The organism is Marinobacterium maritimum, assembly GCF_039523155.1.
In the GTDB taxonomy this organism is placed as follows: domain Bacteria; phylum Pseudomonadota; class Gammaproteobacteria; order Pseudomonadales; family Balneatricaceae; genus Marinobacterium; species Marinobacterium maritimum.
Window position 1 is genome coordinate 71507 of sequence record NZ_BAAAET010000003.1, and the last position, 26518, is coordinate 98024.

The 26518-nt window shown below is 58.1% G+C and carries 27 protein-coding genes; 8 read left to right on the top strand and 19 right to left on the bottom strand.

Translation table 11 applies throughout. The features are described 5' to 3' along the window. Nucleotides 1-143 precede the first annotated feature (143 nt). From ABD013_RS11300 to ABD013_RS11310, 3 genes are read right to left on the bottom strand one after another with little or no spacing between them, the layout of a single operon-like run. Nucleotides 144-833, bottom strand: coding sequence for a YceI family protein (locus tag ABD013_RS11300; RefSeq protein ID WP_343805940.1), 690 nt, complete (start codon nt 831-833; stop codon nt 144-146). A 25-nt stretch (nt 834-858) separates the two neighbouring features. Beyond that, nucleotides 859-1413 carry a YceI family protein gene (locus tag ABD013_RS11305; protein WP_343805942.1) on the bottom strand — a complete coding sequence of 185 codons (555 nt, stop codon included), beginning with the start codon at nt 1411-1413 and terminating at the stop codon, nt 859-861. After that, nucleotides 1410-1958: a cytochrome b gene (locus ABD013_RS11310; protein ID WP_343805944.1), complete on the bottom strand. Its 549-nt coding sequence runs from the start codon at nt 1956-1958 to the stop codon at nt 1410-1412. The genes ABD013_RS11305 and ABD013_RS11310 overlap by 4 nt, the downstream gene beginning before the upstream one ends. 227 nt (nt 1959-2185) lie before the next feature. On the opposite strand from ABD013_RS11310, the gene ABD013_RS11315 reads away from it, so the two are divergent. After that, the gene (locus tag ABD013_RS11315) at nt 2186-2620 is read left to right on the top strand and encodes a host attachment protein (RefSeq protein WP_343805946.1); all 435 of its coding nucleotides are present in this window, start codon (nt 2186-2188) and stop codon (nt 2618-2620) included. A gap of 38 nt (nt 2621-2658) precedes the next feature. On the opposite strand, the gene ABD013_RS11320 is transcribed toward ABD013_RS11315, so the two are convergent. Beyond that, entirely contained in the window at nt 2659-3075 is a 417-nt protein-coding gene (locus ABD013_RS11320) for a group II truncated hemoglobin (RefSeq protein ID WP_343805948.1), read from the bottom strand. Between the two features lie 176 nt (nt 3076-3251). On the opposite strand from ABD013_RS11320, the gene fabG reads away from it, so the two are divergent. Further along, nucleotides 3252-4007: a 3-oxoacyl-ACP reductase FabG gene (gene fabG, locus ABD013_RS11325; RefSeq protein ID WP_343805950.1), complete on the top strand. Its 756-nt coding sequence runs from the start codon at nt 3252-3254 to the stop codon at nt 4005-4007. 45 nt (nt 4008-4052) lie between these two features. On the opposite strand, the gene ABD013_RS11330 is transcribed toward fabG, so the two are convergent. After that, nucleotides 4053-4367, bottom strand: coding sequence for a DMT family transporter (locus ABD013_RS11330; protein WP_343805952.1), 315 nt, complete (start codon nt 4365-4367; stop codon nt 4053-4055). A 69-nt stretch (nt 4368-4436) separates the two neighbouring features. On the opposite strand from ABD013_RS11330, the gene ABD013_RS11335 reads away from it, so the two are divergent. Continuing rightward, nucleotides 4437-4931 carry a MarR family winged helix-turn-helix transcriptional regulator gene (locus tag ABD013_RS11335; RefSeq protein ID WP_343805954.1) on the top strand — a complete coding sequence of 165 codons (495 nt, stop codon included), beginning with the start codon at nt 4437-4439 and terminating at the stop codon, nt 4929-4931. On the opposite strand, the gene ABD013_RS11340 is transcribed toward ABD013_RS11335, so the two are convergent. Continuing rightward, entirely contained in the window at nt 4928-5803 is an 876-nt protein-coding gene (locus ABD013_RS11340) for a LysR family transcriptional regulator (RefSeq protein ID WP_343805955.1), read from the bottom strand. The two genes, ABD013_RS11335 and ABD013_RS11340, sit on opposite strands and share 4 nt — an antisense overlap. 177 nt (nt 5804-5980) lie before the next feature. On the opposite strand from ABD013_RS11340, the gene ABD013_RS11345 reads away from it, so the two are divergent. Both ABD013_RS11345 and ABD013_RS11350 read left to right on the top strand, forming a co-directional pair. Further along, nucleotides 5981-8485: a penicillin acylase family protein gene (locus tag ABD013_RS11345; protein WP_343805956.1), complete on the top strand. Its 2505-nt coding sequence runs from the start codon at nt 5981-5983 to the stop codon at nt 8483-8485. A gap of 17 nt (nt 8486-8502) precedes the next feature. Continuing rightward, entirely contained in the window at nt 8503-9510 is a 1008-nt protein-coding gene (locus ABD013_RS11350; protein ID WP_343805957.1) for a porin, read from the top strand. 69 nt (nt 9511-9579) lie between these two features. On the opposite strand, the gene ABD013_RS11355 is transcribed toward ABD013_RS11350, so the two are convergent. From ABD013_RS11355 to ABD013_RS11395, 9 genes are all read right to left on the bottom strand, one after another. Next, on the bottom strand, nt 9580-10539 hold the full coding sequence (locus tag ABD013_RS11355) for an Acg family FMN-binding oxidoreductase (protein ID WP_343805959.1): 960 nt from the start codon (nt 10537-10539) through the stop codon (nt 9580-9582). 50 nt (nt 10540-10589) lie between these two features. Further along, nucleotides 10590-11300: a ZIP family metal transporter gene (locus tag ABD013_RS11360; RefSeq protein ID WP_343805961.1), complete on the bottom strand. Its 711-nt coding sequence runs from the start codon at nt 11298-11300 to the stop codon at nt 10590-10592. A gap of 84 nt (nt 11301-11384) precedes the next feature. Further along, complete coding sequence (gene ybaK, locus ABD013_RS11365; protein WP_343805963.1) at nt 11385-11852, bottom strand: Cys-tRNA(Pro) deacylase; 468 nt, start codon at nt 11850-11852, stop codon at nt 11385-11387. Nucleotides 11853-11900: 48 nt separating this feature from the next. Then, the gene (locus ABD013_RS11370; RefSeq protein ID WP_343805966.1) at nt 11901-14945 is read right to left on the bottom strand and encodes a diguanylate cyclase domain-containing protein; all 3045 of its coding nucleotides are present in this window, start codon (nt 14943-14945) and stop codon (nt 11901-11903) included. Between the two features lie 112 nt (nt 14946-15057). Further along, nucleotides 15058-16347 carry a DEAD/DEAH box helicase gene (locus ABD013_RS11375; protein WP_343805968.1) on the bottom strand — a complete coding sequence of 430 codons (1290 nt, stop codon included), beginning with the start codon at nt 16345-16347 and terminating at the stop codon, nt 15058-15060. A gap of 164 nt (nt 16348-16511) precedes the next feature. Then, nucleotides 16512-17879, bottom strand: coding sequence for an SPFH domain-containing protein (locus ABD013_RS11380; protein WP_343805970.1), 1368 nt, complete (start codon nt 17877-17879; stop codon nt 16512-16514). Nucleotides 17880-17951: 72 nt separating this feature from the next. Next, nucleotides 17952-18791, bottom strand: a complete 840-nt coding sequence (locus ABD013_RS11385) for an SPFH domain-containing protein (protein WP_343805972.1) — start codon at nt 18789-18791, stop codon at nt 17952-17954. Nucleotides 18792-19133: 342 nt separating this feature from the next. Beyond that, nucleotides 19134-20720 carry an ABC-F family ATPase gene (locus tag ABD013_RS11390; protein ID WP_343805974.1) on the bottom strand — a complete coding sequence of 529 codons (1587 nt, stop codon included), beginning with the start codon at nt 20718-20720 and terminating at the stop codon, nt 19134-19136. A 146-nt stretch (nt 20721-20866) separates the two neighbouring features. Next, the gene (locus ABD013_RS11395) at nt 20867-21271 is read right to left on the bottom strand and encodes a putative signal transducing protein (RefSeq protein WP_343805976.1); all 405 of its coding nucleotides are present in this window, start codon (nt 21269-21271) and stop codon (nt 20867-20869) included. A gap of 193 nt (nt 21272-21464) precedes the next feature. On the opposite strand from ABD013_RS11395, the gene ABD013_RS11400 reads away from it, so the two are divergent. Beyond that, entirely contained in the window at nt 21465-22094 is a 630-nt protein-coding gene (locus ABD013_RS11400; RefSeq protein ID WP_343805978.1) for a Spy/CpxP family protein refolding chaperone, read from the top strand. A gap of 71 nt (nt 22095-22165) precedes the next feature. On the opposite strand, the gene ABD013_RS11405 is transcribed toward ABD013_RS11400, so the two are convergent. After that, nucleotides 22166-22651 carry a nucleoside deaminase gene (locus ABD013_RS11405; RefSeq protein WP_343805980.1) on the bottom strand — a complete coding sequence of 162 codons (486 nt, stop codon included), beginning with the start codon at nt 22649-22651 and terminating at the stop codon, nt 22166-22168. 119 nt (nt 22652-22770) lie between these two features. On the opposite strand from ABD013_RS11405, the gene ABD013_RS11410 reads away from it, so the two are divergent. Beyond that, nucleotides 22771-23316, top strand: coding sequence for a DUF3087 family protein (locus tag ABD013_RS11410; protein ID WP_343805982.1), 546 nt, complete (start codon nt 22771-22773; stop codon nt 23314-23316). 104 nt (nt 23317-23420) lie between these two features. On the opposite strand, the gene ABD013_RS11415 is transcribed toward ABD013_RS11410, so the two are convergent. Together ABD013_RS11415 and ABD013_RS11420 are read right to left on the bottom strand one after the other, a co-directional pair. Beyond that, a complete protein-coding gene (locus ABD013_RS11415; RefSeq protein ID WP_343805984.1) occupies nt 23421-24269 on the bottom strand; it encodes a pirin family protein in 849 nt (282 codons plus the stop codon). A gap of 114 nt (nt 24270-24383) precedes the next feature. Further along, complete coding sequence (locus tag ABD013_RS11420) at nt 24384-25298, bottom strand: LysR substrate-binding domain-containing protein (protein WP_343805986.1); 915 nt, start codon at nt 25296-25298, stop codon at nt 24384-24386. Between the two features lie 117 nt (nt 25299-25415). Between ABD013_RS11420 and ABD013_RS11425 the strand changes: the two genes are divergently transcribed. After that, a complete protein-coding gene (locus ABD013_RS11425) occupies nt 25416-26105 on the top strand; it encodes an FMN-dependent NADH-azoreductase (protein WP_343805988.1) in 690 nt (229 codons plus the stop codon). Here the strand turns inward: ABD013_RS11425 and arfB are convergent. Beyond that, complete coding sequence (gene arfB / locus ABD013_RS11430) at nt 26102-26515, bottom strand: alternative ribosome rescue aminoacyl-tRNA hydrolase ArfB (RefSeq protein ID WP_343805990.1); 414 nt, start codon at nt 26513-26515, stop codon at nt 26102-26104. The genes ABD013_RS11425 and arfB overlap by 4 nt on opposite strands. Nucleotides 26516-26518 lie beyond the last annotated feature (3 nt).

The following is a 26518-nucleotide window of genomic DNA, read 5'->3' on the forward strand; positions in this document are numbered from 1 at the left end:
ACACTGAATGCCCAAGCGAAAAAGCCCGCACCTGATAATCAGGTTTGCGGGCTTTTTTCTGCTTTACTGCTCCCAGATCGGACCAAACCTCGAGGTCAAGGCAGCGCGATGTCATCACTGAACGCTTCTGCTGTCTCGTTTGACTATTCGCCGGGGATAAACTCGACTGCCACCAGCTTGAAGCTTATATCGACCTCATCCTCAACCCGCAATAGCCCTCCAAGCAGGCTGTAAGGTTCCAGACCGAACTCGGTCTGCGTCAACGAGAACGCCCCGGAAAACCACATCTCGCCAGGCTTCTGCTCGACCTGTACATCAAGCCGTTTGCTTCGGACAATGCCATTCAAGCTGATTTCGGCCTGCACCGGCATGGTGGGTAAAACCTCGGATAACGCCTGAATATGCAAGCTGACGAAAGGGTTCGCACTCACCCGCAATGTTTTGTTGAGCATATTATCGCGGGTTCCTGCCACATCCCGTTCGCTGGGCTGAGTCGTCAAGGCGTATTCCTGCCTGAGCGCCGCTTCATCCACCGTCAGCGATGCCAAAGGGGCAAACAGATCCGCCCGGCGTGACTGCCAATCCTCACTCCACAGGATCAACCCCTGAACCTGGTGGCTTGCTACCACATGATCATGCCCCAGATTGGCGAAGCGCCCTCCTCGGTAGACCCTGACCACCACAAGGGAGCGGCTCGCGTCCACGCGATACACCCGCTGGGCCCTGTGTGCTGCGCCAAGGTAAATATCGGAGGGAAATTCAGCGGGCTGACTCGGCAAAACGAATGGCTGTTGCTCGACCTGCGGTGCACAGCCCGCCAGCAAGCTCAACATCAACCCGGGAATGGCGAAACTTCTTTTAATGCTCACGCTGCCACTTCACTTCGAAACTTAGCGTTACATCAAATCCGATGAACTCGTCCGTGCTCCACTCACCGGTGCCTATATTGAACCAGGAGCGCTGCATCAACGCTTCACCACTCATCAACGCGACTTGCCCCTCCTCCTGGAACCTGAAGGGCAGCTCAATCTTGCGCTCGACACCCTTAAGGCTCAGCGTGCCCGTAGCGATATACTGCGTCTCATCGACCTGTCGGATCTGCTGGCTGTGGAATTCGGCCTGGGGATAACGGGTGATATCGAGCCACTCTGCAGTTGCAGCGCCCTCATCCAGTTCGCTGCTGCCCAAATCGGTACTTTGCATATCAACCCTGACATCCAGCTCAGCGTTGTCCGTCCTTCTGGGGTCCAGCGTCAACCTGGCCTGAAAGTGACGAAACTCACCTGGAACAGGCTCCCCCTGATAGCTGGCCTCAAACATCAGTCGACTCGAATCCGGATCCATGTGCCATTGGATCGCCCGTGCAGGAGAACTGAGCAGGCACAGCAAGATGACAGCCGTCAGCGTCTTCATCGCTCTCTGCCCGGCAACATACGTTCGAGCACCCCGTCATGCCTGACAAAATAATGGTGCAAGGCGGCCAATATATGCACAGCAAGCAGAAGCACAAACAGCACCACCAAACCGAAATGCACCCCCTTCATCATCTGAGCAAGCGCCTTGTCAGGGGCCGTGATGTCCGGCAACCGAAACAGCCAGAACACTTTCAGCGGGATATTACTGGCTGAGCTCATAACCCAACCCGTCAGCGGGAGCGCGACCAGACAGAAATACAGCAACAGATGGCTGACCCAGCTGGCTTGCCGCTGCCAATTCGGAATGGTTGGTGGCAGGCCTGGTACAGGATTGGACCAACGCCACAGCAAGCGGATGCTGACCAGCAGAAGCAGGGCAAGGCCAAGAGATTTATGCCAGATAAATAGATTGAGCTTGGCAGGTGATAGAGGCCAGGCCACAGCCAGCACTCCCAACACCAACTGTATCAGGAGTAATAGTGCCATGGACCAATGGAGTAACTTGGCGACCGTCCCCCAGGAATCGACGGTGTTACCTAACATCGCTCAGGCTGCCTCCCAACCGTTGGCAACACATAAACACCCACTTGCTGTTTGGTTTGAGTCTAGGATTGACCCATAGAGAGATCAATTCAGAGCGTGCACAAAGACATCAGACTTGCCATGCTGCTGCAACTGGCAGCTTTCCTATTCCCGAATTTGAACGATACTTGAGTTATCGCAGGATCAAACCTGCACCCTCTCAATCATCAAACCGCGGGAGAACCAATATGGCTACCTGGTATGTCGTTGCCGATGCTGCCAAGGCGCGCATCTTCCAGCAAAACAGCCCCAGGGATACGGCTGAAGAGATTCACACCCTGGTCCATCCTGCCGCACGCGCTTCCGGCTCCTCTTTGGCCAGCGATGCGCCCGGCGCCCAGGCTAATGCCGGCAGCGGTAGCCATGGCATGCAGGAAAAAGTCACGCCACGCCAGGCGGAAGACCTGCGTTTCGCCCGCGAGGTGATCGACCAGGTACGCCACGCCCTGAACGACAACAGCATCCGCCAGTTCTATATGGCCGCTCCGCCCCATTTCCTGGGTCTGCTGCGTGGCGCCATGGATGACCGCGTATCCAAGGCACTGGCCGGCGACCTGGACAAGAACCTGTCCACAGCCAATGCCAATGAGGCCTGTGCCGCGTTCAAACCCAAACTTGTCTGATAGTCAGGGGCCCGGGCAACCGGGCTCCTGCCAGCACCTCAATCGCGGTTGCGTACCATATCGGCTATCGCGAACATCGGGCCTTTAAGCATCTGCTTGAGCTCTTCATCGGCCCCTGTCTGTTCCAGCGCCTGATCCATACAGAGCAGCCACTGATCGCGCTCAGCCGGCCCAATGGCATAGGGCTTGTGCGGGCTGGTCATGCACATCGACCCATACTTTTCGGCATAGATCTGCGGACCACCCATCCAGCTGATCAGGTACTCTGCCAGCCGCTCCTTCATTGGCCCCAGGTCCTTGCCGTGCATGGCACGGATCTGTGCCACCTCCGGTGCCGTATCCATATAATCGTAAAAGGCACTGGTCAGTTGCCGGATCCCTTCTTCACCCAAGGCCTCAAAAGGGGTGTTGTAGCCACTCATAGTGTTGTCCTCTGCAGCATTATTGTTATCCATATAAACCTAACCGAGAGCGATGGCATAAAAAAGCTTCTTTCTGCACGGAGTTATCCATTTACTGTGCCGCCGGCCGGTTCACTGATCCAGCTCAGCCTGAACACTGTTGCCGTTGACGCACCGAACCTTAATCGTTTCCATGGGTCATAACAGCAACAGAAACAAGGAGATGGATGATGTTTGAACTGACAGGACAGACCGCACTGGTTACCGGCGGCGCCAAGGGGATCGGCAAGGGCATCGCGCAGACGCTGGCCAGGGCCGGTGCCCGGGTAGTGATCGCCGATATCGATGTCGAGCAGGGCGAGGCCACTGCCCGCGAATTGAATGGCCATTTCGTGCGCTGCGACGTCACCTCTCAGGCGGACTGCCGAGCCGCCGTGGCCGAGGCCGTTCGCCAGGGCGGCACACTGGAGATCCTTTGCTCCAACACCGGCATCTTCCCTCAGGCACGGCTGGACGACATGACCGAAGCGGACTGGGATCAGGTGCAGAACATCAACCTCAAGGGCATGTTCCTGATGGTACAGGCCGCACTGGAACCAATGCGAGCCCAGCGCTATGGCCGCATCGTGATTACCTCCTCGATCACCGGACCGATCACCGGTTTCCCGGGTTGGAGCCATTACGGCGCATCCAAGGCCGGTCAGCTCGGTTTCATGCGCAGTGCCGCACTGGAAGTCGCCAATCAGGGAATCACTATCAATGCCGTCATGCCCGGCAACATACTCACCGAAGGGTTGGCGGATCAGGGCGAAACCTACCTGAACCAGATGCGGGCCGCGATCCCGACCCACACCCTGGGTGAACCCGAAGATATCGGCCACGCGGCCTGCTTCCTGGCCTCGCCGGAAGCCCGCTTCATCACCGGTCAGCAGATCATTGTCGACGGCGGTCAGATCCTGCCGGAGTCGCCCGAAGCGATTGAGTAAGTGTTGTTGCGTCCCCGACGGCAGAAGGCGACCGGGGGCGCAGCATCAGGACACCAGCTTCAGCCCAACCAATGAGCACAAAAGTAGCGCCAGAAAAAACAGGCGCAGGGCACTTGTCGGATCTCCGAACCAGACCATGCCAATCAGCACCGTGCCCACTGCACCGATGCCGGTCCAGATGGCATAGGCCGTGCCCAATGGAATACTGGCCATCGCCCGGGTCAGCAAAATGAAACTCGCGCCACCCAGCAGCACAAAAGCCACTGAAGGCCCCAACTTGCTCAGCCCCTCCGACTGCTTCAGTGCAACCGCGAAGCCCACTTCAAACACACCAGCCAACACGAGATAGATCCACGCCACATTTATCTTCCCAGAAAGATATGTTGGCGTGATATTATCTTTCCAGAAAGATAAATACAAGGATCATCCATGCGCCGCGAACGTGTCAGCTTTACCGAGCTGTTTGATACCTCCCAGGAGTACTGGCCAGAAACCACAACCGGGGTCAGCCTGGTCGCCCCGGCAATCTACCGGCTGCACGAGTACTTGAGCCGTCTGGCCGAGGAACTGTTCCAACAGTACCAGTTGCAGGGCGCCGAGTTTGAAGCCCTCAGTGCCTTGCGCAACAGCCCGCCCCCCTACCGCATTACCCCGACCGAGCTGTATCGCAAGCTGCTGGTCAGCTCAGGCGGCATGACCAAGATTCTGGCCCGGCTGGAGGACAAGGGGCTGATCGAACGCCCGGCCAACCCGGAGGATGCCCGCAGTCGTCTGGTCGGCCTGACCACTCAGGGACAGGCTCTGATCGAAGAGGTTACGGAGCGACTGCTGCAACGGGAAGCTGAACTGGTCTCCAAAGTTGCTCAGCCCAGACAACTTGAGCAGCAACTGATGCAGTGGCTGGAGCAGATTGAGCGGGGTTAGGTTGGCATCATGGCCAGCCAGTGTTGCAAGGCGGGGTTCTGATTATCCCGCCGCCAGGCGGCATTCACGATGATGTCATCCTCGAAATCGACCAGGGGTCGCCAGCATATACCCTGACGACGCATGGTTTCATGACCCAAATGATACAAACTGAGCAATTTTCCTGCTGCCACCAGCCCCATGACACTGGCCACATCGTCAGCCTCAAGCTCCACTCGGATGTTAAGCCCTTGATGGTTACAGCTGTCCAGAAAATGGTCATAAACGCTGACCCATTTATCGCGCTTGCCAAGCACAAAACCAAAGGGTTCCAGGTCTGCCAGCCGGATGCTTTCCTGTGCAGCCAATGGGTGGTCCTTAGCTATAATCAGCAGCAGCGGTTCGCTGTAACAGGGTTGGCAGCGTAGTTCACTATTGCGCGTACTGCCGCAGAAAAAGCCGATATCCAGTTCACCTTCAAGCAGTGCTTGCTCCTGTGCGCCGATCGACAGCAGGTTCAAGTTGAGACGTACGCCGGGAAACCGGTCTCTGAACCGGGTAATCTGCTCCGGCAGGAAAGTCTCCACCGCGGCACCACCATAGCCCAGATTTAAATGTCCTGAAAAACCCTGGCCAATCTCTCGCCCAACACGCATGGCGTTTTGCTGCTGACGCAGCAGTTGCTCAGCCTGCACCAGAAAAGCCTGCCCAGCCACAGTCAGGGTTACTGAGCGCGTTGTACGGTCAAACAGACGCGTCCCCACCTTGTCCTCTACCCGACTTATGATCCGACTAAGCGTCGCCGCCGAGATGTTTAACCGATCGGCGGTCTCTTGAAAATGCAGCCGGTGCGCCAACTCCACAAACGCCTCAAAGTCACGCAGGTTCAGCATTATTTCACCTGATACAAAAATTCAGAAAATACCCGTCATTAATTATCAGAAAACGGGTTGCTAAGGTGGGGGCGTAACTCGGATTGACCCGCTCATATAACAACAAAAAACCCACGAGGCGCAATCATGCTGTACTTTGCAGAGCGACCGGTTTCGCCTCGTGCTAGAGGTGAAACAATGCACAAGAAACTGACACGCACCGCGCTGTCGACCGCCATTATCGCAGCCCTTCCCCTATTCGCCGATGCCGGCGAAGTCACGATCAAACGTGATACCTGGGGTGTTCCCCACGTCTATGCCGAGACCACACACGACCTTTTCTATGGTTACAGCTATTCCGTTGCTCAGGACCGCCTGTATCAGATGGAGATCACCAAACGTTCAACTCAGGGGCGTATGGCTGAAGTACTGGGCGCTGACTACATCGACTATGACAAGAAAATTCGCGGCAACTACGACCCCATCTCTATTCAGCGCCAGGTCGATGCACTGAATACCGATGATCGTGCCATTCTGGACGGTTATGCCGCCGGCATGAACGCTTGGATCAAGCAGGTTCTAGCCAAGCAGAATACCTTGCTGCCCAAGCAGTTCCATGACAATGACTTTCTGCCTGAGGAGTGGACCGCCTTCGATGTCGCCATGATCTTCGTCGGTTCCATGGGCAACCGTTTTGGCGACTACAACACCGAGATCGAAAACCAGCAACTGCTTGATGCCCTGATCAAGGAACACGGCGAAACCGATGGCTGGGCGATCTTCAACCAGCTCAATCCGCTTAACGACCCGAGCGCACCGACCACCGTTCCGAAAGGCGACTGGGAAAGAACCTTCGACAAGCGCCATGTTGCCCTGGCAGAGCGCCCCCCGGTATCCAACAAGACCGAGCAGGATATTGCTCGCCTGGCGATCGGCCAGGACGGCGGTGTACTCAACCTGTCGATAGCTGATGCCCGAGATTACAACAGCCAGCAGTTTCACGATTATGGTCTGACCGGTGTAGCAGGTTATCCACAGACCTCAAACATGATCGTGGTCGGCAAGAAAAAGGCCAAGGGCGCTAACAGCATCTTGCTCAACGGCCCCCAGTTCGGCTGGTACAACCCAGCCTATACCTACTCCATCGGCCTGCATGGTGCAGGCTTTGACTTGGTCGGCAACACACCCTTCGCCTATCCGGGCATTCTGTTTGGCAACAATCAGCATATTGCCTGGGGCTCCACTTGGGGCGCTGGTGATGTGTTGGATATCTATCGCGAGACACTTAATCCAGACAACCCGAACGAATACCTGTTCGAAGGCCGCTATCTACCGATGGAAGTCCGCACTGACACCATTCAGGTCAAGGGTGCCGATCCCCTCGAGGTGAAGGTTTACAAAACCGTCCACGGTTTGCTGATCAGCCACGACAAGGAGCAAGGTATCGCCTATGCCAAGAAACGCTCCTGGCAGGGACGAGAGATTGAAACGATGATGGCCTGGACCCACCAGGGTAAGGCCACTAATTACCAGGACTGGCTGCAACAGGCTGCCCGCGTCGCGTTTAATATCAACTGGTACTACGCGGACCGGCAGGGCAATATCGGCTACGCCTTCACCGGCAAATACCCGGAGCGCAAACCAGGCCACGACAACCGACTGCCTGCGTCCGGAAAGGGTGATCAGGAATGGCTGGGCATCAAGCCGTTCGAGCGTAACCCGCAGGTCTATAATCCCAGCTCAGGCTACATTGCCAACTGGAACAACAAACCGGCAGACGACTTCATCGCCCCGGACATGTTCTGGTATTCATGGAGCGAAGCCGATCGCGTTGACACCATGACAATGATCATGGACTCCAAAGACAGGCACACTGCCGATGACGTCAAGCAGATGATGGAGAATATTTCCTACGCCGACGTCAACGCACGCTACTTCATTCCCTATCTGGATGCCACCACCCAGAATCTGCAAGCCGATGACGAACGCCGCAAGGCTGTTGCACTGCTGAAGGATTGGGCACAAACCAGCCATGATCTGGATCGTGACGGTTTCTATGACGAAGCCGCTACCACCCTGTTCCAGGCCTGGTTGCCCGAAATGCTGGCTCTGACCTTCAAGGATGACATTCCGGGCAAGTTCTTCAACTGGTACGCCTCTGCCGGATACCCGTCAAAAGAATCTCCGCTGCGTGCAAGCGTCAACATACAGCCGGGAACCAAGGCACTGCTGCAGGCTTTGCGTGGCAAGGAGGCCGGCGTTGAGCAGACCTATGATTTCCTCAACGGCCGTCCAGCCAGTGAACTGATTATAGCCAGTCTGGAAAGCGCGTTGAAAAAAGTGAAGCAGCAGCACGGTGAAGACCCGGCCAACTGGAAGCTGCCGGTGGTACCGATGCTCTTTTTCACCAACAATTTCCTCGGCATGCCGCAAGCAGCTAAGGGCGAAGCCAGAAAGACCCATATCGCCATGAACCGAGGCACCGAGAACAATCTGGTGATCTTTAACGGCAAGCAGGTGGAAACCCACGAAGTGGTCGCTCCAGGCCAAAGCGGCTTCATTGCGCCGGACGGTACACCTTCACCGCATTACGAAGACCAGCTGAAGCTGTATGAGGACTTCGATTACAAGCGCACCTGGCTCAGTGCCGACCAGGTCGAGGCCAACACACAATCCGTGATCCAGCTGAACACAGAACAATAACAAGAGAGCAGTACGCGATGAAAAATTTCACACTTGCACTGATGGTTGCAGCGGCATTGCCTGCTGCTTCCTACTCCACCACAGCACTGGCCGATGCCACACTTTACGGCTCCTTCCGAATGGCGCTGGATGCCAAAAGTGGCAGCGACCTGGACCTGCGTGACGAATCCTCACGTCTTGGCATCAAGGGAGAAGTAGACCTGGGGCTGGGGCACACCAAAGGCTTGTTCCACTGGGAAGCCAACGTGGATACCAGCGACAACAAGGGCACCATGTTTGCCCCCCGGCAGGCATATATGGGTGCCACCGGTGACTGGGGTACGCTACTGGTCGGCAAGCAGTGGCAGATGCACTATCTGTGGAGCAACTCCACCAGCGACATTTTTAATGCTGCGGATGCCGACGCCGGTGGGCGTTTCCTGATATCAGGCTTTTCCGGTCACTGGCGTCAAGACAACACCCTCTCCTACTTCACCCCCAAGTTCGGCAACTGGCAGCTGGCCGCCCATGTGGTGATCGACGGCAGTTGCAGCGATGACGATGGCGAGCAGGATGACAATATCGACAGCTACGACCTGAACCTCAAGTATGAAGGCGAGCGGGTCTACCTGGCCGCCTCCTACGGCAACATCGGCAGTAATGCCGGTGGCGTCGACTACGATCTGGACAGCTGGGCACTGGGCACGCGCATCAGGATCAATGACCCGCTGACCTTCGTGGCGCGCTATGAAAATCAGGAAGGCAGCAGCGCCAGCCTCTACGACAAGGGCGGCATCGCCACCGATATCGATCGCGAGGTGCTGGAAGCGGGACTGCTGTACCGTATCGGTGCAACCACACTGAAGGTGCGTGGTACCCAGTACGAGGAGAACAACACCGGGCTTGAGCTAACCCAGTGGGCCGCGGGAGTGCAGTACGACCTTGGCAGCAAGGCTCGCCTGTTCCTGGAACATATAAACAACGACGCGGAGGATACGCTGGCGCCCTTTGACCGTACGGTTGTGGGTTACCGCCTGGACTTCTGACCTCTCCCGTTTTCAACATACTCTCCGAGAGGGATCTCCTTTTGCAGCCCGTCACTGACGGGCTGTTTTTTATTCCGCTACGACTTCATCCACAGGCCGTCGCGGCGAAGCCGGCAACAGCTCATCCGGATACCCCATCCGCAGCAGAATCTGAGGGAACTCATCCATGGCAAATGCCTGCTGTACCTGAGGCCTGAGTTCTGCCACCTGAATCGGCTGGTTCAGGTAGGAGGCCTGAACGCCATGACGTTGAGCCTCCAACAAAACGCGCTGTAGTGCCTGCCCAGCCTGTAACCAGGCACGAGGAGCATCACCCTCTGTAGATAACAGCATCAGGACTGGAGACTCATCGGCCAGAAAGCTGTCCTGGGAAGCCATACTCCTGCCCATATCAAAATGCCGGACGACACCACGGACCAGTGGCGCAACCAGACCTGGCACCTTGAGGCCATCGCCCTGGCGTCCACTGTGCAACCACTGCGCCAGCTCCCTGCGCCAGGTCTCATTTTGCCACTGCAGGCTGTCCCCTTCACGGACCAGCTTAATCAGTTCATCACGTTTATCTTCAGTAGCAATAATGTTCAGACACGCTTGCTCCATCTCGGCAGCATGACGCAGCAGCTCCTGCAGCGCGGCCTCCAAAGGCTCCTCCTTGAAGCGGTTCCGGTAAGTCCGCCGCAGCAGCATGGCATCAAACAGCTTGGCAAGTGCGACATCGACGGGGGCGTTTTCAATCGTTATCCGCGCCAGCAGGGTCCGATCCGAAACATCAGGCAGCAATTCGACCCTGCTACTCCAGCCGGCATTCGCCACCGCCACGCGCAGATTCATCAATGCACAGCCACAGCTGATATACAGCTCCCGATTTTGAGGGTCATTAACCGGCAGTGCTCGCTCCAGATCGGCATACAATTCGATACTTGGAGCGCTCAGCCTGAACCGCCAGGGTTGGGTGTTGTGACTGGAGGGAGCCAGAACCGCATGTTGTATCAGTGACTTGAGGCTATCTTCATCACTAACCATTTCCATCGAGCGAGCTCCTGACACAGGGAAAGAATCTTGAGTGTATGTCAGCCCGCTCAGGTCGTCAGCATATGTCCCACAATTCCGGAAGCGAAACCGAACACCGCGCCCATGGGCGGCCCCCAGTGGCGGGTTAACTTGGCCTGGGGCGCTATGTCCTGAAACACTGAGTAGAGAATGCCACCTGCGGCGAACAGCATAATCGCAGCGACGACCGAGGGATAAGCTGACAGCCATACGTAGCCGATCACGCCAGCAATCGGCCCCAGCAGCGCCATCAGCGCAAAGGTGATGATAATCCTGTTGGCTGAGTAGTGACTGGAATGACGCAGTTCACGAAAGGCATTAAATCCTTCGGGCAAGTTCTGCAGCCCAATCAGCAGGGCCAGCAACAGGCCGTTGCTGCCACCAAGCGCGAAGGTCGCGCCCAACGCTATGGACTCAGGGATGAAATCGGACAGCATGGCAATCAGCTGGCTGGCCGAAGTTTTAAACAGGTTAAGCAGTACGTCGATCAGCATGAAGGTTAGACCACCGAGCAAAAACCAGTACAGTACGGCCTGGGTTGACAGATGTTCAATGCCATCCGGTACCAGCACCAGCGCCACCGCCGATAACAGGGCCCCGCCGCCAAATGCGATAACGCTGTGGCGAAACTCGTGCTCCAGCCAGCGCGGTCGTATCCGCTCTACTCGAGCAATCAGAGCCCCCAGGGGCATGCTCAGCCCGGCGAAAAGGGTTAACAGCAGTATTTCCAGCAACAGCATCACGCCCCCCTTGTCAGCGCCCCCTCGCTCTTAACCTGCCTAAGGTATCCATGATGCCAGTTACCCCGACGTTGGCGACCGGACTCAGCCGGCAATGGGGGCAAAACAGGCGTTGGTCAGCTGACGGAGATCCTCAGGTGCAAGTTCAATCTCCAGGCCTCGGCGGCCGGCACTCACGTGCATGGTGTCAAACTGCTGTGCACTAACATCGATAAAAGTGGCCAGACGTTTTTTCTGCCCCAGCGGGCTGACACCGCCCAGTACGTAGCCGGTGGTACGTTCAACCTCGGCCGGATCGGCCATGACCGCTTTCTTGGCCCCGGCGGCCTTGGCGATCTGTTTCAGATTGAGCTTGCCTGCAACCGGTACCACCCCTACCGCCAGTGTTTTGCCATCCAGATTGACAACCAGAGTTTTGAACACCTGCTCCGGCGCCAGACCCAGCTTTTCCACGGCCTCGGTGCCGTAGGAATCACTACCCGGGTCGTGCTCATACTCGTGAATCTGATGGTTGATTCCGGCCCTGCGGGCCATATTGATGGCTGGCGTCATCTCGCCTCCTGCGCTTGCTCAAAGCCCTTTAGTGTACACCCCGCCAAGTCAGGAAAGGAGCGCCTTGGAGCCGCAGTAGAAGCGATAGCGGTTCTTGCCTTCGTCCTTGGCGCCATACATCGCCTGATCGGCATGACGCAGCAGAGTTTCGGGATCTTCACCATTTGCCGGGTAGAGTGCTATGCCGATGCTGGCGGATACCCGGCATTCCCGCCCCTGCAGTACGATCGGCGCCTCAACCTGCTCCAATACACGTGCCAGCGTCACCACAGCCTGATCCTGGCTCGCGATATCACTCAGCAGCAACACGAACTCATCGCCACCAAGCCGGGATACCGTATCGACCTCCCTCAGCGTCTCGACCAGTCGACGTGCCACCCTCCTGAGCACCTGATCCCCAGCTTCGTGCCCCAGGGCATCATTGATCTCCTTGAACCCATCCAGGTCCAGATAGCAGACGGCGAAGCCCGATGCCTGACGGCGCGCATGCGCCACGGCCTGCATCATACGCTCGGCCAGCAGCATTCGGTTCGGCAACCCGGTCAGGCTGTCATGGTGCGCCAGCTGCTCCAGTTTTTGCTGCTGCTGTTTGAGCTGGGTAATATCACGCGTCACCGAGAGCACGGCGGTAATCTGTCCATCGCTGTCACGCAACGGCGCCGCATGTGTATCCAGCCAGCGGACACAGCCCTGGCGTCCGGTCACGGTAAATTCGAGCGAGCCGGAACGGCCTGCCAGGGCCTGTTGGTTGAGGGCCGCAAACTGATCACGGTACTCAAGGTCCACGAAGTTGAGCACGCCAACCTGATTGATCTGTTCAAGGCTTTCAGCTTCCAGAATCGCCAGCCCAGCCGCATTCATCTGCAACACTTCACCCTGCGGCGACATCACCTTCACGCATTCGGGTTCGGTTTCGATGATCGTTTTCAGGCGTTGTTCACTGGCCGCGAGGGCACGCTTGTCCCTGTCCTGAGAGATGGCCGACCCGATCCAGCGCGCCAGCAGCCGCATGAATTCACGGTCGCCATCGTCAAAATCTCGTTCATAGGACTCAGGCCCCGAAAAATTCACCGTGCCATATACCTGATCATCCACGCAGACAGGGGCGCCGATATAGGTTTCGAGCTGGAACAGCTCGTAACAGGGATGACGGTGATAGGGTGAGCGGCCCATGTGAGCAATGGCCAGCACGTCGCCCTGTTTCAAGGTGATATCACAATAGGTACTGCCCAACTGGAAGCACTGACCATCTTCCAGAGTATCCGCGGGAGAGGCATGGGCCAGCACCTTGTAGCGCGATCCGACAACCTCACTGACAATGCCAAAACTCAGCCCGAAATGGTCTGTACCGATCTGTAGCGCCTGGCGCAGCTGTTCCTGGAACGGCAGATGGGTCAGTGCCGCCACGTCATTCAAGGCCGCCAGACCTCGGCGCTGACGCCGCTCCTCATCTTCAATCCGCTTGCGTGCGGTAATGTCTTCGATCAGAGCGATCCCGCCGACGATCTCGCCGGCCTCATTTCTCACTGGGGCACAGCGCATCGAGATCCACAGTTCAACGCCCCCGTAACTGGTCCGGTATTGCCCCTCGTAATGGGCCGGTCTGCCTTCCAGTGCTCCCTTGAGCGCCGGAATGACGCTCTGATCACGCAGATCGTGACAATCCAGCCCCTGCATGTACGCCATCGGAACACGCATGATCTCGGCAAAACGCGCATTGATATAAGTAACCACCAGTTCCCGGTCATAATTAAGAATACCAACCGGCGAGTTGCTGAGCAGCTGGCGGTAGCGTTCCTCGCTCTGTTGCAGCTGGGCCTGACTTTCCAGCAATGCCGCTTCCGCCGCCTTGCGTGCACTGGTGTCGATCATGGTGCCCGCCATTCTGGTGGGCTTACCCACCTCATCGAACTCGACCGCCTGTCCCCGCATCAGGACCCAACTCCAGTCACCGCCCGTAATTTTGAAACGACATTCCGCCTCAAACAGCTCGGTTTGCCCGGCGAGGTGCTGCCTGAACTGCTGATCAAACAGGGACACGTCCTCGGGATGCATGCTGCCACGCAGTGAAGTCCCATTAGCTTCATTGGGCAGCGGGGGCAAGCCGGCAGTTTCCAGGGCATAGGCGATGCGGTCATCTTCCAGGTTCCACTCCCACATCCCCAGCTCAGCGCCCAGACTCGCCAGCGACAGACGACGCTGGCTTACCTGGAGCTCGCCCACCAGCACCGTAATGAGTACGGGAATGATGGTGGCCGTTGCCATATAGCCCCACAGCATCGCCAGGCTGAAATGCACATCATTGGACAGGAAGGGGCCGCTGCCCTGAGCGGTGGCCCAGACAGCCTGGGCCGACAGCAACAGCGCCGCCCCCGAAGCCACGGCGACACCGCCGCGGATCGCCAGCCAGGAAAGCAGGAAGAACGGCAGGTAGAGGATTGGGTGATACAGAGCTTCGTTGTTTACCGGTCCGGTAAAGATCAGTACCCCTGTACCGACCAGGAGCAAAGTGCCACCCGCCAGTTCCAGTCCACGTGGGCCACTCAGCGTTGCCTTCACGCTGGCGCCCCGAAACGTGAGCAGAGGAATGCCACACACCAGGGCACCCATGGCATCCCCCAGCCACCAGACCGACCAGGCTCTGAACACATCAGCCAGTGGTACCACATTCGCCAGCCACAGCTGGAACACGCCGTTGACCGAGGTAATCAACATGCCTGCCACCACCCCCAGCAGCAGGTAGAGCAGCAGGTCGCTGCGTCGGTTCATCAAGGGACTGAAGCCAAAGCGTCGCAGCAACCAGGCGCCAACAACAGGTCCCAGCATGTTGCCACAGGCGATGCCGCCGGCGAGCCAGGGCGAACTGCCGATCGACAGGTTGACAACGAAGGCCGCCAGCCAGACAGCCGGCCACAGGGAAAGCCCCCAGCGCATCAGAGCCGCCAGTGCGATCCCGGTCGGCGCCCAGATCAAGGTGATATGGGTATCGATAAAGGGTATGGAAAGCCCAACCAAGCCTGCCACTGTGTAGCTCAGGACAAGGGTCATGAAGCGGCCCAGCCAGCGCCTGTCATACATTGTTGTTATCATCATCAGGGCACCCGGAAGGATCTATCTGTTCATTTTTGCAGCTGTTTGGCGGCCAGTTCAACCGTTGCAGGCTCCTTCCTTGGTCGCATAGCGGTCAGCTGCCTGCCTGAGCGGCTCAGCCCGAGAACAGCGAACGTCGCCCAGCCGACCGAGCCGGCTTGCTGATTTTCTGGCTCTCGCCCTGAGCCTTGGATTTTTCTCCCCCCCCTGACTTGGCACTCTTCCGGCGCGTCTTCTTCTCGGCCAGCGGGGCCCCCTCAATCAGGCGACCGTTTTCGAATCGCGGCACCGGCTGGACCTGAAGCGGCTTGCCGATCAGCGCCGATATATCCTGCAGGAAACGGCGCTCTTCCGGCGCCACCAGTGAAACCGCCCAGCCGCGCTTGCCGGCACGCCCGGTGCGACCGATACGGTGCACATAGGCTTCCGGCTGGTTGGGCAGGTCATAATTGACCACCTGCGGCAGGGCCTCGATATCCAGCCCACGCGCGGCCACATCCGTGGCCACCAGCACCTGCACCTCGCCATTGCTGAATGCCTGCAACGCCGCCAGCCGCTCACGCTGATGCCGATCGCCGTGGATCGCCAGGGCACTGATGCCCTCCTCCTGCAATTGGGCCGCTACCAGGTCGGCCCGGCGCTTGGTACGGGTAAATACCAGCGTCTGGCGCCAGTCACCTTCACGGATCAGGTAGCTTAGTACATCGGTCTTGTCGGCATTGGTGACCGCATAGGCGCTTTGCTTCACCTGCTGGCTGGCAGCGTTACGGCGTGTCACCTGAATCCGCAGTGGCTGCTGCAGCAGTGATTCGGCAAGGGTTTCCACCGGTCCGTTGAGCGTGGCCGAGAACAACAGCGTCTGCCGTTGCTCCGGCATATAGCTCATCAATTTGCGAATGTCGTGGATGAAGCCCAGATCCAGCATGCGGTCGGCCTCGTCCAGCACCAGCATCTCAAGGTGTTCAAGCGACAGTTTTTTCTGCTTGAGCATGTCCAGCAGCCGTCCCGGTGTCGCCACCAGAATATCGGCCCCACGCTTCATCTTGCGGATCTGGTTATCGAAACGCACGCCACCGAAAATCGAGATCACCCGCATGCCCAGCAGCCGACCGTACTCCAGCGCGTTGTCTCCGACCTGAACGGCCAGCTCACGGGTCGGTACCAGCACCAGGCCACGAATGTGATGATAATCGCCATTCACCGGCTCCCGGCTCAGCCGCTGAATCATCGGCAGCGCAAAGGCTGCGGTCTTGCCGGTGCCGGTCTGCGCTTCGGCTATCAGATCCTTGCCCTCCAGTATGGGTGCAATCGCCTGGGCCTGAATCGGCGTGGGCTGCTTGTAGCCCAGCTCCTCCAGCGTGTGGACAAGTTCCGGACAGAGGTGAAGATCGGCGAAAGTGGTCACGGCGGCAGACTCGATGTGAAAACCACCATTATCGCACGCTGCACAACAGCACCCAAACAAAGACTCGCCGACGGGGATCAGGCAGAAGTGAAAGCAGGCATGACGCTCTGTGGGGAGTGAAGGCTGACCGCACCTGTCGCCGGCCAGCCCGTTGAGCCGATCTATCAGTCCTTGGTCAGATCCCGCTCGTAGCTCAGACGCTTGGCGGCATCCAGCGTCAACAGCTGCATGAACGCCTTGGTCTCGTAATCGTTACCGACCGGTGCGCCACTGCCGTCGCCACTACTGCCAAAGACATTGGTCGGCACCTTGCGCTTGGCGTAAGCTTCAGCCCAAAGCTGCTGGATCTTGATCTCCGCTTCCAGCTTCTGTGCCAGGGCATTATCCGCTTCGAGAATGACCTGCTTCTGGTAGGCCTCGGCATCCGCCAGGGTACGCTGAGTCTGGGCTTCAATTTTGGCCTTCTCCAGGTTGATCTCGGCAGTTTCACGCTGGATTTCGGCTTCCGCCTTCAGCTTTTCGGCACGGGTAATCGCCAGCTGTTTCTCGGTTTCGGCCTCAGTGGTTTTCTGGATCTGTTCCACCTTGGCCTTGGCCTGGCGCTCAGCCACTTCACGCTCACCGCGGGCGATCGCCAGTAAGCGCTGCTCCTCTTCCTGGACCCGCTGCTCACGGGCGATGGCACGATCCGCCGACGCCTTCTGCTTCAACTGCATGCGCTCGATGAATTTCTGGTTCGGCCTGATATCGGTGACCAGCGCGGAGACCACGGTGATGCCGTAGTCGGTAAAACGCTGCTGCTTTCTCAACGGCTGCCCGGTGGCATCCATCACTTTCTGCACCACGAAGATGGTCTTGGCGTCCTCGCCGTATTCTTCCTGATCGGTCCCCAAGGCCACATTGGCGGAACCTGAAGCCAGTCTGTTGGACTTGACCGTGACCTCTTCACGCTTGACCAGATAGATGCCGTTACGCATCTGGTTCTCGAACTCCGAGTTGAATTCGGTGCGGCCACCGGCGTAATACTCTTCCGCCGTCATCAACGAGGCATTGGCCTGCAGGGTTTCCTTGAATACCGGCAGCAATGCGGTACGCAGCAGGTTTTCCGGTGAGCGATACTCATGCGCCAGTTTGAGGAAGGACTCCTCGTCCGACGGGATGGAGAAACGCACCGTTGCCTGGGCGTGGGCATCCACCTGGTCCAGGAACATGATGCTCAGCGGCGGCAGGCTGGCCGATGCGTTGTCCGAGTCTTTTTCTGAGGTGATGGCATCCTGGCTGGAGCCGGAGACCGCCTGTACCGTCATCGCCCGCTTCCAGGAGTTATAGCGCCCGAACGGGTAAAACTTGTAGCCGATCTCGGTCACCACCGCTTCATTACCGGTCACGGTACGCACGTGGTAGATATAGCCGGGTTCGGCATAGAAAAAGGACTGCGACAGCACGTAGCCCAGGGTCAGTACAAACACGATGCCCGCTAACAGTTTGGCGGCTTTGGGAAATCGCTTGATCGAAACAGTTTGTCCTTCCATCTATCAGTTTTCCTGTTATGACTCAGTTAATGACAAGGTTGACCATTTAGCCGACCATCCGGCGGTTTCAGGCTAGCGGGACTCCTTGACCAGCGGTATGCCATTGGTGCCCACCGGGATATAAACCGTCGTATGGTTCGGCGACTCGGCCATTTTCAGCTGCGCATTGATCGCTTCGTGCTGCAGATAGTTCGAGGTCAGCGTCGCATTGATAATGCGCTGCGCCTCGGCAATGCCCTTGGCTTCCTCGATCCTGATTTCGGCGTCCTTGCGGGCAATCGCTTTCTGGGTTTCCTTCTCCGACAGCAGCTGCTGCGCTGCCAGCCGTTGCTCGACAGCATTGGCGACGATTTCCGGATAATTGATGTTGCCGATCACCACCTTGGTCAGACTGAAGGGCGTGTCTTCCAGGTAGGCACGCAGCTTTTCGGTCACCTCGATGGCGATATTTTCACGCTGGGTTTTCAGATCGCGGCTGTCATAGCGCTGTACGGCATCACGGACGTAGGTCCTGAACGTCTCACGCACATAACGCTCGTACCATTTTTCACCACCAAAGTTTTCCACCACCTGCTGCACGGAGCCCATTCTGATCGACAGAATCGCATGGAAGCTGAAACTTATATTAAGGTCATCCCGCGCCAGGATTTTGAAGTTTTCGGTATAGGTACTGGGGCGCATGTCGATGTTGATCACCTGATTGCGCCAGAGCGAAAAACCGTAGTTGGCCGGCCCCTTCAACGTATCCCGGTAGCCGCCGTCACCGAAGAATCTCGGCTTTTCGTAGACATAGCCTTCGTGCCCTGCCGGGGTGTTGGGATTGGTGCAGGAGGTGAGCGATGCCATCGCGAAGATGCCAACGACCAGTACTCCGAGGGTACTGCCGAGAAAAGAGGATTTTTTTTGAAACATCGATACGTCCCTGTTGATCTTCCATTGCCGGATCCACACTGATCCAGCCACACCCGAAATAACGTCTACCCTTGCTATCCGGCCAAGGGGTCAGTCGATCTGTTCGGCTACTGCAGCACCAAGATTGGTGCGCTGAGCGTATAGCCGTTGTGCGAAGGGCCAGTCATTCTGTCGGCTGGACGTTTCAATTTAACGGGTGCGTGACGCGAGACAGTCTGCAACGGGGGAGGTGGTTTGGCAAGGGGCCCTCACGGGCGCTTCTGCTAACACATACGCACGAGCGGGCGCAGGCGGGAAACGCCCGGCACCGGGTGAGTACCGGGCCGGGCTGCACAGACGGGATTACTGCGCCTGAGAGCGCAGGTACTCTTCGTAATCGCCGTGGAAATCGACGATACCGGTGGGTGTCAATTCGATGATGCGGGTCGCCAGCGAGGAGACAAACTCGCGGTCGTGGCTGACAAAGATCAGCGTGCCCGGGTAGTTTTCCAGCGCCATGTTAAGCGACTCGATCGATTCCATGTCCAGGTGGTTGGTGGGCTCGTCCAGCAGCATGATGTTGGGCTTCTGCAGGATCAGCTTGCCGAACAGCATGCGGCCCTGCTCCCCCCCGGAGATCACCTTGACCGACTTGTCGATCTCTTTCTGCGAGAACAGCATCCGCCCCAGAGTGCCGCGGATCACCTGCTCGTCATCGCCTTCCTTACCCCACTGAGTCATCCAGTCGTACAGGTTCAGATCCTGCTCGAACTCGTGGGCATGATCCTGGGCGTAGTAGCCGATCTCGGCATTTTCGGACCATTTCACCGTGCCGGCACTGGGTTCCAGATCGCCGACCAGGCACTTGAGCAGAGTCGACTTGCCGATGCCGTTGGGACCGATGATGGCGATGCGCTCACCCACGTTCACCTGCAGGTTGAGGCCGGTGAACAGCTCCTCGTCGAACGACTTCGCCAGCCCTTCCACTTCCAGCGCGGTACGGTGCAGCTTCTTCGCCTGCTCGAAACGGATGAACGGGTTCTGACGGCTGGACGGCTTGATCTCTTCCAGCTGGATCTTGTCGATCTGCTTCAGGCGCGAGGTGGCCTGGCGCGATTTGGATGCGTTGGCGGAGAAGCGGCTGACGAACGCCTTGAGGTCGGCTATCTGAGCCTTTTTCTTGGCATTGTCGGCCTGCATGCGCTCGCGTGCCTGGGTGGACGCCAGCATGTAGTCGTCGTAGGTACCCGGATAAACCTTCAGCGTACCGTAGTCGATGTCGGCCATATGGGTGCAGACGCTGTTCAGGAAGTGGCGGTCATGCGAGATGATGATCATGGTGCAGTTGCGCTGGTTGAGCACCCCTTCCAACCAACGGATGGTGTTGATATCCAGGTTGTTGGTCGGCTCGTCGAGCAGCAGGATATCCGGATCGGAGAACAGCGCCTGCGCCAGCAGCACACGCAGCTTCCAGCCCGGTGCCACTTCGCTCATCAGGCCGAAATGCTGCTCCACCGGAATTTCCAGACCCAGCAGCAGTTCGCCGGCACGGGATTCGGCGGTGTAGCCGTCCATCTCGGCAAATTCCGCTTCCAGCTCACCGGCGCGGATGCCGTCCTCTTCGGTCATCTCCGCCTTGGCGTAGATCGCATCACGCTCCGACTTGATCGCCCACAGTTCCTCGTGGCCCATGATCACGGTATCGACCACCGTGAACTCCTCGTAGGCGAACTGATCCTGGCGCAGCTTGCCCAGACGCTCGTTCGGGTCCTTGGATACGTTGCCGGAGGAAGGCTCCAGGTCACCGCCGAGGATCTTCATGAAGGTGGACTTGCCGCAGCCGTTGGCGCCGATCAAGCCGTAACGGTTGCCGTCGCCGAATTTGACGGAAATATTTTCAAACAGTGGCTTGGCGCCAAACTGCATGGTGATGTTAGCAGTGGTCAGCAATGGAATGTTCTCGCTTGCCAGAAAATGATTCGAACGTTGAAAGCTTTGAAAGTGCAAGGCGGGGCCGGCTGTGGATAACCTGACCGACGGATGACGCTTTATGGCCCGGGATTATGCCACAAAGAGCAGCAAATTGCAGTGGCCGCCTATGACGACGGCAACTCGGTGATAGCGCCACAGGCCCGGCAGCGCACTCCGTCCCGCACCCGGAAAAGGGGGAAATCGATCGCCAGGAACACCAGAAACGCCCAGCGACGACCGATCTGGTGATATTCGGTATTGCAGCTGCCACACACCGGACACGGGGTGCGCTCTTCCCCCTCCTGCTCCAACAGGGGCGTTTCCCGGTCCTCCTGCAGAATACGCAATGCCAGCTCGGCATCCTCGGCAGCAACCTGCAGACGCACACCACCCAGCGCATCCGAATAGAGCCACTGCATGTTGATGGTCTGCTCATCGGCCACAAAAGCCTCAATGCCCTCACTGTCCAGCAGGGCGCGGGCAATCTGGGCTTCGTAGGGATAGGTATAGCGGGCGATGGTTACCAACATGGGCTATCTCCAGGTCAGCTCTGCTGTGGCTCATCAGTCAAGTTCAATCATGCCTCTTACTGCTTGGACGCCACAAGCGCATTCAGGTTTGATCAGGCACAACTCATGGTGTGACCTTTCTTGCCATCTGCCCATCCTGTGCCACGCTTGAGGCACCGACTCTGTTCGAGTCTTCAAGTCTGGAGGATCCAACATGATCAGATCACGGCTTACCCGGTCTATGTTACCCGCCCTGCTGGGGCTGGCCCTTGCAGTTCCCGCCAGTGCGCACCAGCACATGATGCAGGGCAATTCCGAAAACATGCCCGCACAGATGCAGGGCCAGGGCATGGGCATGGGCCCCGGGATGATGTACGGCTATGGACCCATGATGGGTTATGGCATGAGCGGCCCCATGATGGGATACGGCATGGGGATGGGCATGATGCACGGCGGTCCCATGATGGGCGGAATGGGAATGGGCGGCATGGGGATGATGCCCTGCCCGATGATGGATGGACTTCAGGGTGGTCCCGGCTATGGCCTGCAGCTGGACGAGAGCCAGCAGAAAAAGATGAACGCTATTCGCGAGAAACTCTGGCAGCTGCAGCAGGAACACATGAAGGAGATGCGGGAACACCACGAAGAGATGCAAACGCTCTGGCGGGAGGGCAAGCCGGACAATGACAAGATTCTGGACGCCCATCGCGAGATGCAAAAGGACCAGCTGGAGATGATGGAGCAGCGGCTGAAACTGCAGCAGGAGATGGACGAGGTGTTGACCGATGAGCAACGCCAGCAGCTGTGGCAGATGCAGCGCCGGATGTACCGGGGCGGCCAGTAATCGGCTCGGGGCCGGGAGAGGGGTTGTCCTCGGGACTTGCCCGCTACCGGCCAGCCCTGCGCCTGGCCCCGTCAGCCACCGGGCGCATGGCGCCGCCTATGCAGTTCACGCACCCGGTCGATCAACTCCGGTACCGGCCCTTCCACCTGCACCCCCGGTACCACATCTCGAATCGGCAGCGCCTTGACCGGCGAGGCCGCTACGCCCATTTCCTCCAACCAGCGAGCCAGCTGCTGGCACGAACTGGCATAGACAATACGCCCCAGCCCCACCCAGCCATGAGCAGCCGCACACATGGGGCAGTGCTCGCCGGACGTGTAGACCGTCGCCGTCGCCCGCTGCTCGGGCGTCAGGTGTTCAGCAGCCCAGCGTGCCAGCTCAAACTCGGGGTGACGGGTGTTGTCGCCGGTGGCAGCAATGCGGTTGCGGTCTTCCGCCAGCACCTGACCATCCGCTGCTACCAGTACCGAACCGAAGGGGGCGTCACCCGCGTCCAGCGCCTGCTCAGCCAGATCAACTGCACGTCGCAGATGTTGCAAATCGGATTCAGACCACATACTTCCCCCTGTATTCAATTTGTCGGACGTTAACAGCTTAGCACCGCTCCCCCATTTCGTTTTGCCCTCCTGGCGATTACTGCTAACCTCAGCGCTCCCCCCGCTGACGAGAGACTTCCATGTCGGATATTTTCACCCTGGAACCCCGTGATCCCGAGCAGTACCGCCAGGAGACCCGCAAGAGCAACCTGATTTTGATGGCAACCTTTGCCGTGCTGGCCATGTCGCTGGCAACAGCGAGCGTGCGGATTTTCGGCAGCCCTGACGGCGGCAATTTCATCTGGAACCTGGCCGGCGTCGTGGCGGGGGTCATCGCCACCACCGCGGTATTCAGGCTCTACTACTGGCACCAGCCATGGATGGACTCGGCCCGCTACGGCTGGCAGCTCAAGCGCAGCCTGATGAGCGTGACCAATATCCTGCATGCGGTGAAAGACGGCGTTGAGCAGGACAACCCCACCGCCCTGAAAGTGATGCGTTTCTACCATCTGGGCCTGGAGCAGATGTACCGGCTGGAAAACAACCAGAGTGAACTGAGCGACCTGCAACAGGAAAGCCGCGTTCACCTGGACCGGTTGCTGGCTCAAGGGATGGACCCGGAACAGACCTCGCTGAACCCGAGCTGGATCGAGCAGCTGAAGCCGAAAAAGAAATCAAAGCGCTGATCAAGACTCGAGGGCGGATAGCACCGCCCGCTCTGAGCGCTGGGCTGAAATCATCGGCAGCCACCCAATAAGGCTTAGTATCGGTGCCTGCCCAGCCCTGCTGATCAGACCAGCCGGCCCTGCTGGTAGTCCTCGATCGCCTGATCCACTTCCGCCACCGTATTCATGACGAAAGGACCATACTGGGCGATGGGTTCGCCGATCGGCTCGGCGGCCAGAATCAGCATGCGTGCCCCCTGGTCACCGGTACTCAGGACAAGCCTGTTGCCTGTGGACAACCCGGCGGCCTCATTGAGCCGGAGCCTCTCCTGGCCCAGTTGCCCCTCACCTTCGAACAGATAGATGAACCCGGCTCGATTACCCTCAAGCGGCAGATCCAGGCGGGCATGCGGCGGAAGCTGCAGATCCAGCATCAGCGGATCCCGGCTGATGCCGCTGACCGGCCCCGCATGATGCTGGCCGTTCAGTTCGATCTCGCCGGCGATCAACTTGAGCCGTGCACCGCTGGTCGCCTCTTCGATCTGCACAATCTCGTCGGCCGCAAACTCCTGGTATTTCGCCGGTGTCATTTTCTCGGCAGCAGGCAGATTGACCCAGAGCTGGAAGCCGCGCATCAGCCCTTCCGCCTGCTCCGGCATCTCTTCATGGATGACGCCTCGACCGGCCGTCATCCACTGCACGCCACCACTCTCCAGCACCGCCTCGTTACCCAGGTGGTCACGGTGGCGCATGCGACCGTCCAGCATGTAAGTGACGGTCTCGAAGCCGCGGTGCGGATGGGCCGGAAAGCCGGCTATATAGTCATCCGGGTTATCGGAGAAAAAGCTGTCCAGCATCAGGAAGGGGTCGATCCGGTGCTGCGCCGAGCGGCCCAGACTGCGCAGCAGGCGCACACCGGCGCCATCACGGCTTTCACGGGCGGGAATACGGCGTTTGATGGTACGTTCAGTCATGGCTAGTCTCCCGTTGCGCTCTGCGCAATTCAATCTATCGATGACTGTAATTGTCGTATCGTAAGGGCTGATTAAGAACGGTAAAAATCAGCAGATTTATATCAAATTTTATAATCAATTTTGCGTTTCATGCCGGGGGTAGAGCCCGGACTTGAGCGTGGCATCAAGCCAGGATGCGAACTGTCGCACCGTTGAACGCGAAGCACTGCGTTCCGGAATCAGAGTGTAGTAATCCAGGCCTCTCAGATTATCCACTCCTTTCCAGGGTTCCGCAGTCAACCAGCCGTTATGCAACGGCAGCGCCACCAGCAGCCGACTCACCAGCGCAATTCCCTGCCCTGCCAAAGCGGCCTGAATGACCTGGTTCTCATCATCAAAACTGCGGATCTGAGCTGCCGATGGCATCTGTTCGATCGTTTGTAGCCAGGCTTGTACATTCGGCCTGGGCAGCCGGGGGTTTTTCCAGGACGTTACCAGAACACTCGGGTTCGAATGCACGCTCAGTTGCTGCCAGTATGCCGGCGTAGCAAACAGCCCCAGGGCTTCCTGCCCCAACAGTGAGGCTTCGGCATTGGCCTGCGGGCAGCAACCATAGCGAATCACCATATCCACCCGGCGATCCTGCTCGACATCGCGCAGCTGGTCTTCGGCCTGGATGTTCAGTTCAACTCCCGGGTATTGCTGCTGAAACAGATGCAGCTTGGGTACCAGCCACAGGGCCGCGAACGAGGCGGTCGTGCCCACCGTCAGCTGGTTCGCCTGTCGTGTCAGCTCATTGACCGTCTCATTCAGCTCGTGCATCGCCTTGTGCGCAGCCGCGGCCAGACGTTCGCCCTCCGGAGTGAGCTCGACCGAGCGGGTGCGGCGTTCAAACAGGCACAGTTGCAGACGATCTTCCAGCGCCCTGATTTGATGGGATACCGCGGTGGGCGACACATTGAGTTCATGAGCGGCGGACTTGAAGCTGAGCAGTCGAGCCGCCGCCTCGAAGGTGCGCAGGCTGCTCAGGGAGGGCAAGCGGGCAAACACGGCCTACTCCTATAGATGAATCAAACTCACCTATAGGAAAAATCATTCCTTTTGTCAAAGGCTCTCGGATTTCGAGAATAGGGGATTCAACAAGTAGCCATGGAACCCGTAAAGACTATGAAAACCCTGCTTCATATCGATTCCAGTGTGCGTCGCACCGATAACGAACATCCTGGACATAACTCGATCTCCAAGCAGCTCGGCCATCTTTTCGTCGACACTTGGATGAATCTGAATCATCAGGGAAACGTTATACACCGTGATCTTGGGCTCAATCCACCTGATTTCATCACTCAGGACTGGATAGCGGCGGTCTTTACACCTGAATCCGAACGCAACACCCAGCAACAAGCGCTGCTCAGACTGTCAGATGTGCTCATTGATGAGCTGGAACAGGCCGACCTGCTGTTGATAACGGCCCCGATGTACAACTACGGGATGCCGGCCGTTCTGAAGGCCTGGTTTGATCAGGTCATTCGCATCAACAAGACCTTCAGTTTCGATCTGGCGCGAGGCGACTTCCCGCTTGCGCCCCTGTTCAGAGGCAAGACACTGGTGCTGCTCACGTCATCGGGCGAGTTTGGCTTTGAGCCGAATGGCATACGTGCCCACATGAACCATCTGGGACCACACATAGAAACACTGAGCCACTATCTGGGCGTCGACAGCGTCCACAAAATCCGTTCCGAGTACCAGGAGTTTGCCGATGAGCGCCACGCGCAGTCTCTGTCACAGGCACGCCAGTCCATTGTTGAACTGGCGCACCAGCTGGCGGGCCATCCTTCGCCAGAGAGAAGCGCGACTTAGGGCTGTACCTTGCCCCGCATCGACTTGACGTTGCCACGCTGCTTCTTTTTATCCAGCCGCTTGCGCTGGGAGCTGCGCGTGGGTTTGGTGGGCCGGCGCGCCTTCTCCACCTTGACCGCGTTGCGAATCAGCTCAACCAGCCGATTCAGTGCATCCTCGCGATTCTGCTCCTGGGTACGGTACTGCTGCGCCTTGATCACGATCACGCCATCACGCGTAACGCGACTGTCGCTGAGCGCCAGCAACCGTTCCTTGTAGAACTCGGGAAGGGAAGACGCACGGATATCGAAACGCAGGTGGATCGCCGACGATACCTTGTTGACGTTCTGACCGCCGGCGCCCTGAGCCCGAATGGCGGTCAGTTCAATCTCGTCATCCGCCAGAGATACCGCATTGGAAAGTCTCAACATGCC

Bases quoted from the DNA above. Each gene is read 5' to 3' on its own strand.
- ABD013_RS11310 (WP_343805944.1), bottom strand. From the start codon at position 1,958: ATGTTAGGTAACACCGTCGATTCCTGGGGGACGGTCGCCAAGTTACTC.
- ABD013_RS11405 (WP_343805980.1), bottom strand. From the start codon at position 22,651: ATGTGGTCTGAATCCGATTTGCAACATCTGCGACGTGCAGTTGATCTG.
- ABD013_RS11415 (WP_343805984.1), bottom strand. From the start codon at position 24,269: ATGACTGAACGTACCATCAAACGCCGTATTCCCGCCCGTGAAAGCCGT.
- fabG (WP_343805950.1), top strand. From the start codon at position 3,252: ATGTTTGAACTGACAGGACAGACCGCACTGGTTACCGGCGGCGCCAAG.
- arfB (WP_343805990.1), bottom strand. From the start codon at position 26,515: ATGTTGAGACTTTCCAATGCGGTATCTCTGGCGGATGACGAGATTGAA.
- ABD013_RS11425 (WP_343805988.1), top strand. From the start codon at position 25,416: ATGAAAACCCTGCTTCATATCGATTCCAGTGTGCGTCGCACCGATAAC.
- ABD013_RS11350 (WP_343805957.1), top strand. From the start codon at position 8,503: ATGAAAAATTTCACACTTGCACTGATGGTTGCAGCGGCATTGCCTGCT.
- ABD013_RS11300 (WP_343805940.1), bottom strand. From the start codon at position 833: ATGTTGAGCTTGCTGGCGGGCTGTGCACCGCAGGTCGAGCAACAGCCA.
- ABD013_RS11320 (WP_343805948.1), bottom strand. From the start codon at position 3,075: ATGGATAACAATAATGCTGCAGAGGACAACACTATGAGTGGCTACAAC.
- ABD013_RS11340 (WP_343805955.1), bottom strand. From the start codon at position 5,803: ATGCTGAACCTGCGTGACTTTGAGGCGTTTGTGGAGTTGGCGCACCGG.
- ABD013_RS11335 (WP_343805954.1), top strand. From the start codon at position 4,437: ATGCGCCGCGAACGTGTCAGCTTTACCGAGCTGTTTGATACCTCCCAG.
- ybaK (WP_343805963.1), bottom strand. From the start codon at position 11,852: ATGACGCCAGCCATCAATATGGCCCGCAGGGCCGGAATCAACCATCAG.
- ABD013_RS11305 (WP_343805942.1), bottom strand. From the start codon at position 1,413: ATGAAGACGCTGACGGCTGTCATCTTGCTGTGCCTGCTCAGTTCTCCT.
- ABD013_RS11355 (WP_343805959.1), bottom strand. From the start codon at position 10,539: ATGGAAATGGTTAGTGATGAAGATAGCCTCAAGTCACTGATACAACAT.
- ABD013_RS11345 (WP_343805956.1), top strand. From the start codon at position 5,981: ATGCACAAGAAACTGACACGCACCGCGCTGTCGACCGCCATTATCGCA.
- ABD013_RS11370 (WP_343805966.1), bottom strand. From the start codon at position 14,945: ATGATGATAACAACAATGTATGACAGGCGCTGGCTGGGCCGCTTCATG.
- ABD013_RS11385 (WP_343805972.1), bottom strand. From the start codon at position 18,791: ATGTTTCAAAAAAAATCCTCTTTTCTCGGCAGTACCCTCGGAGTACTG.
- ABD013_RS11360 (WP_343805961.1), bottom strand. From the start codon at position 11,300: ATGCTGTTGCTGGAAATACTGCTGTTAACCCTTTTCGCCGGGCTGAGC.
- ABD013_RS11410 (WP_343805982.1), top strand. From the start codon at position 22,771: ATGTCGGATATTTTCACCCTGGAACCCCGTGATCCCGAGCAGTACCGC.
- ABD013_RS11380 (WP_343805970.1), bottom strand. From the start codon at position 17,879: ATGGAAGGACAAACTGTTTCGATCAAGCGATTTCCCAAAGCCGCCAAA.
- ABD013_RS11395 (WP_343805976.1), bottom strand. From the start codon at position 21,271: ATGTTGGTAACCATCGCCCGCTATACCTATCCCTACGAAGCCCAGATT.
- ABD013_RS11315 (WP_343805946.1), top strand. From the start codon at position 2,186: ATGGCTACCTGGTATGTCGTTGCCGATGCTGCCAAGGCGCGCATCTTC.
- ABD013_RS11400 (WP_343805978.1), top strand. From the start codon at position 21,465: ATGATCAGATCACGGCTTACCCGGTCTATGTTACCCGCCCTGCTGGGG.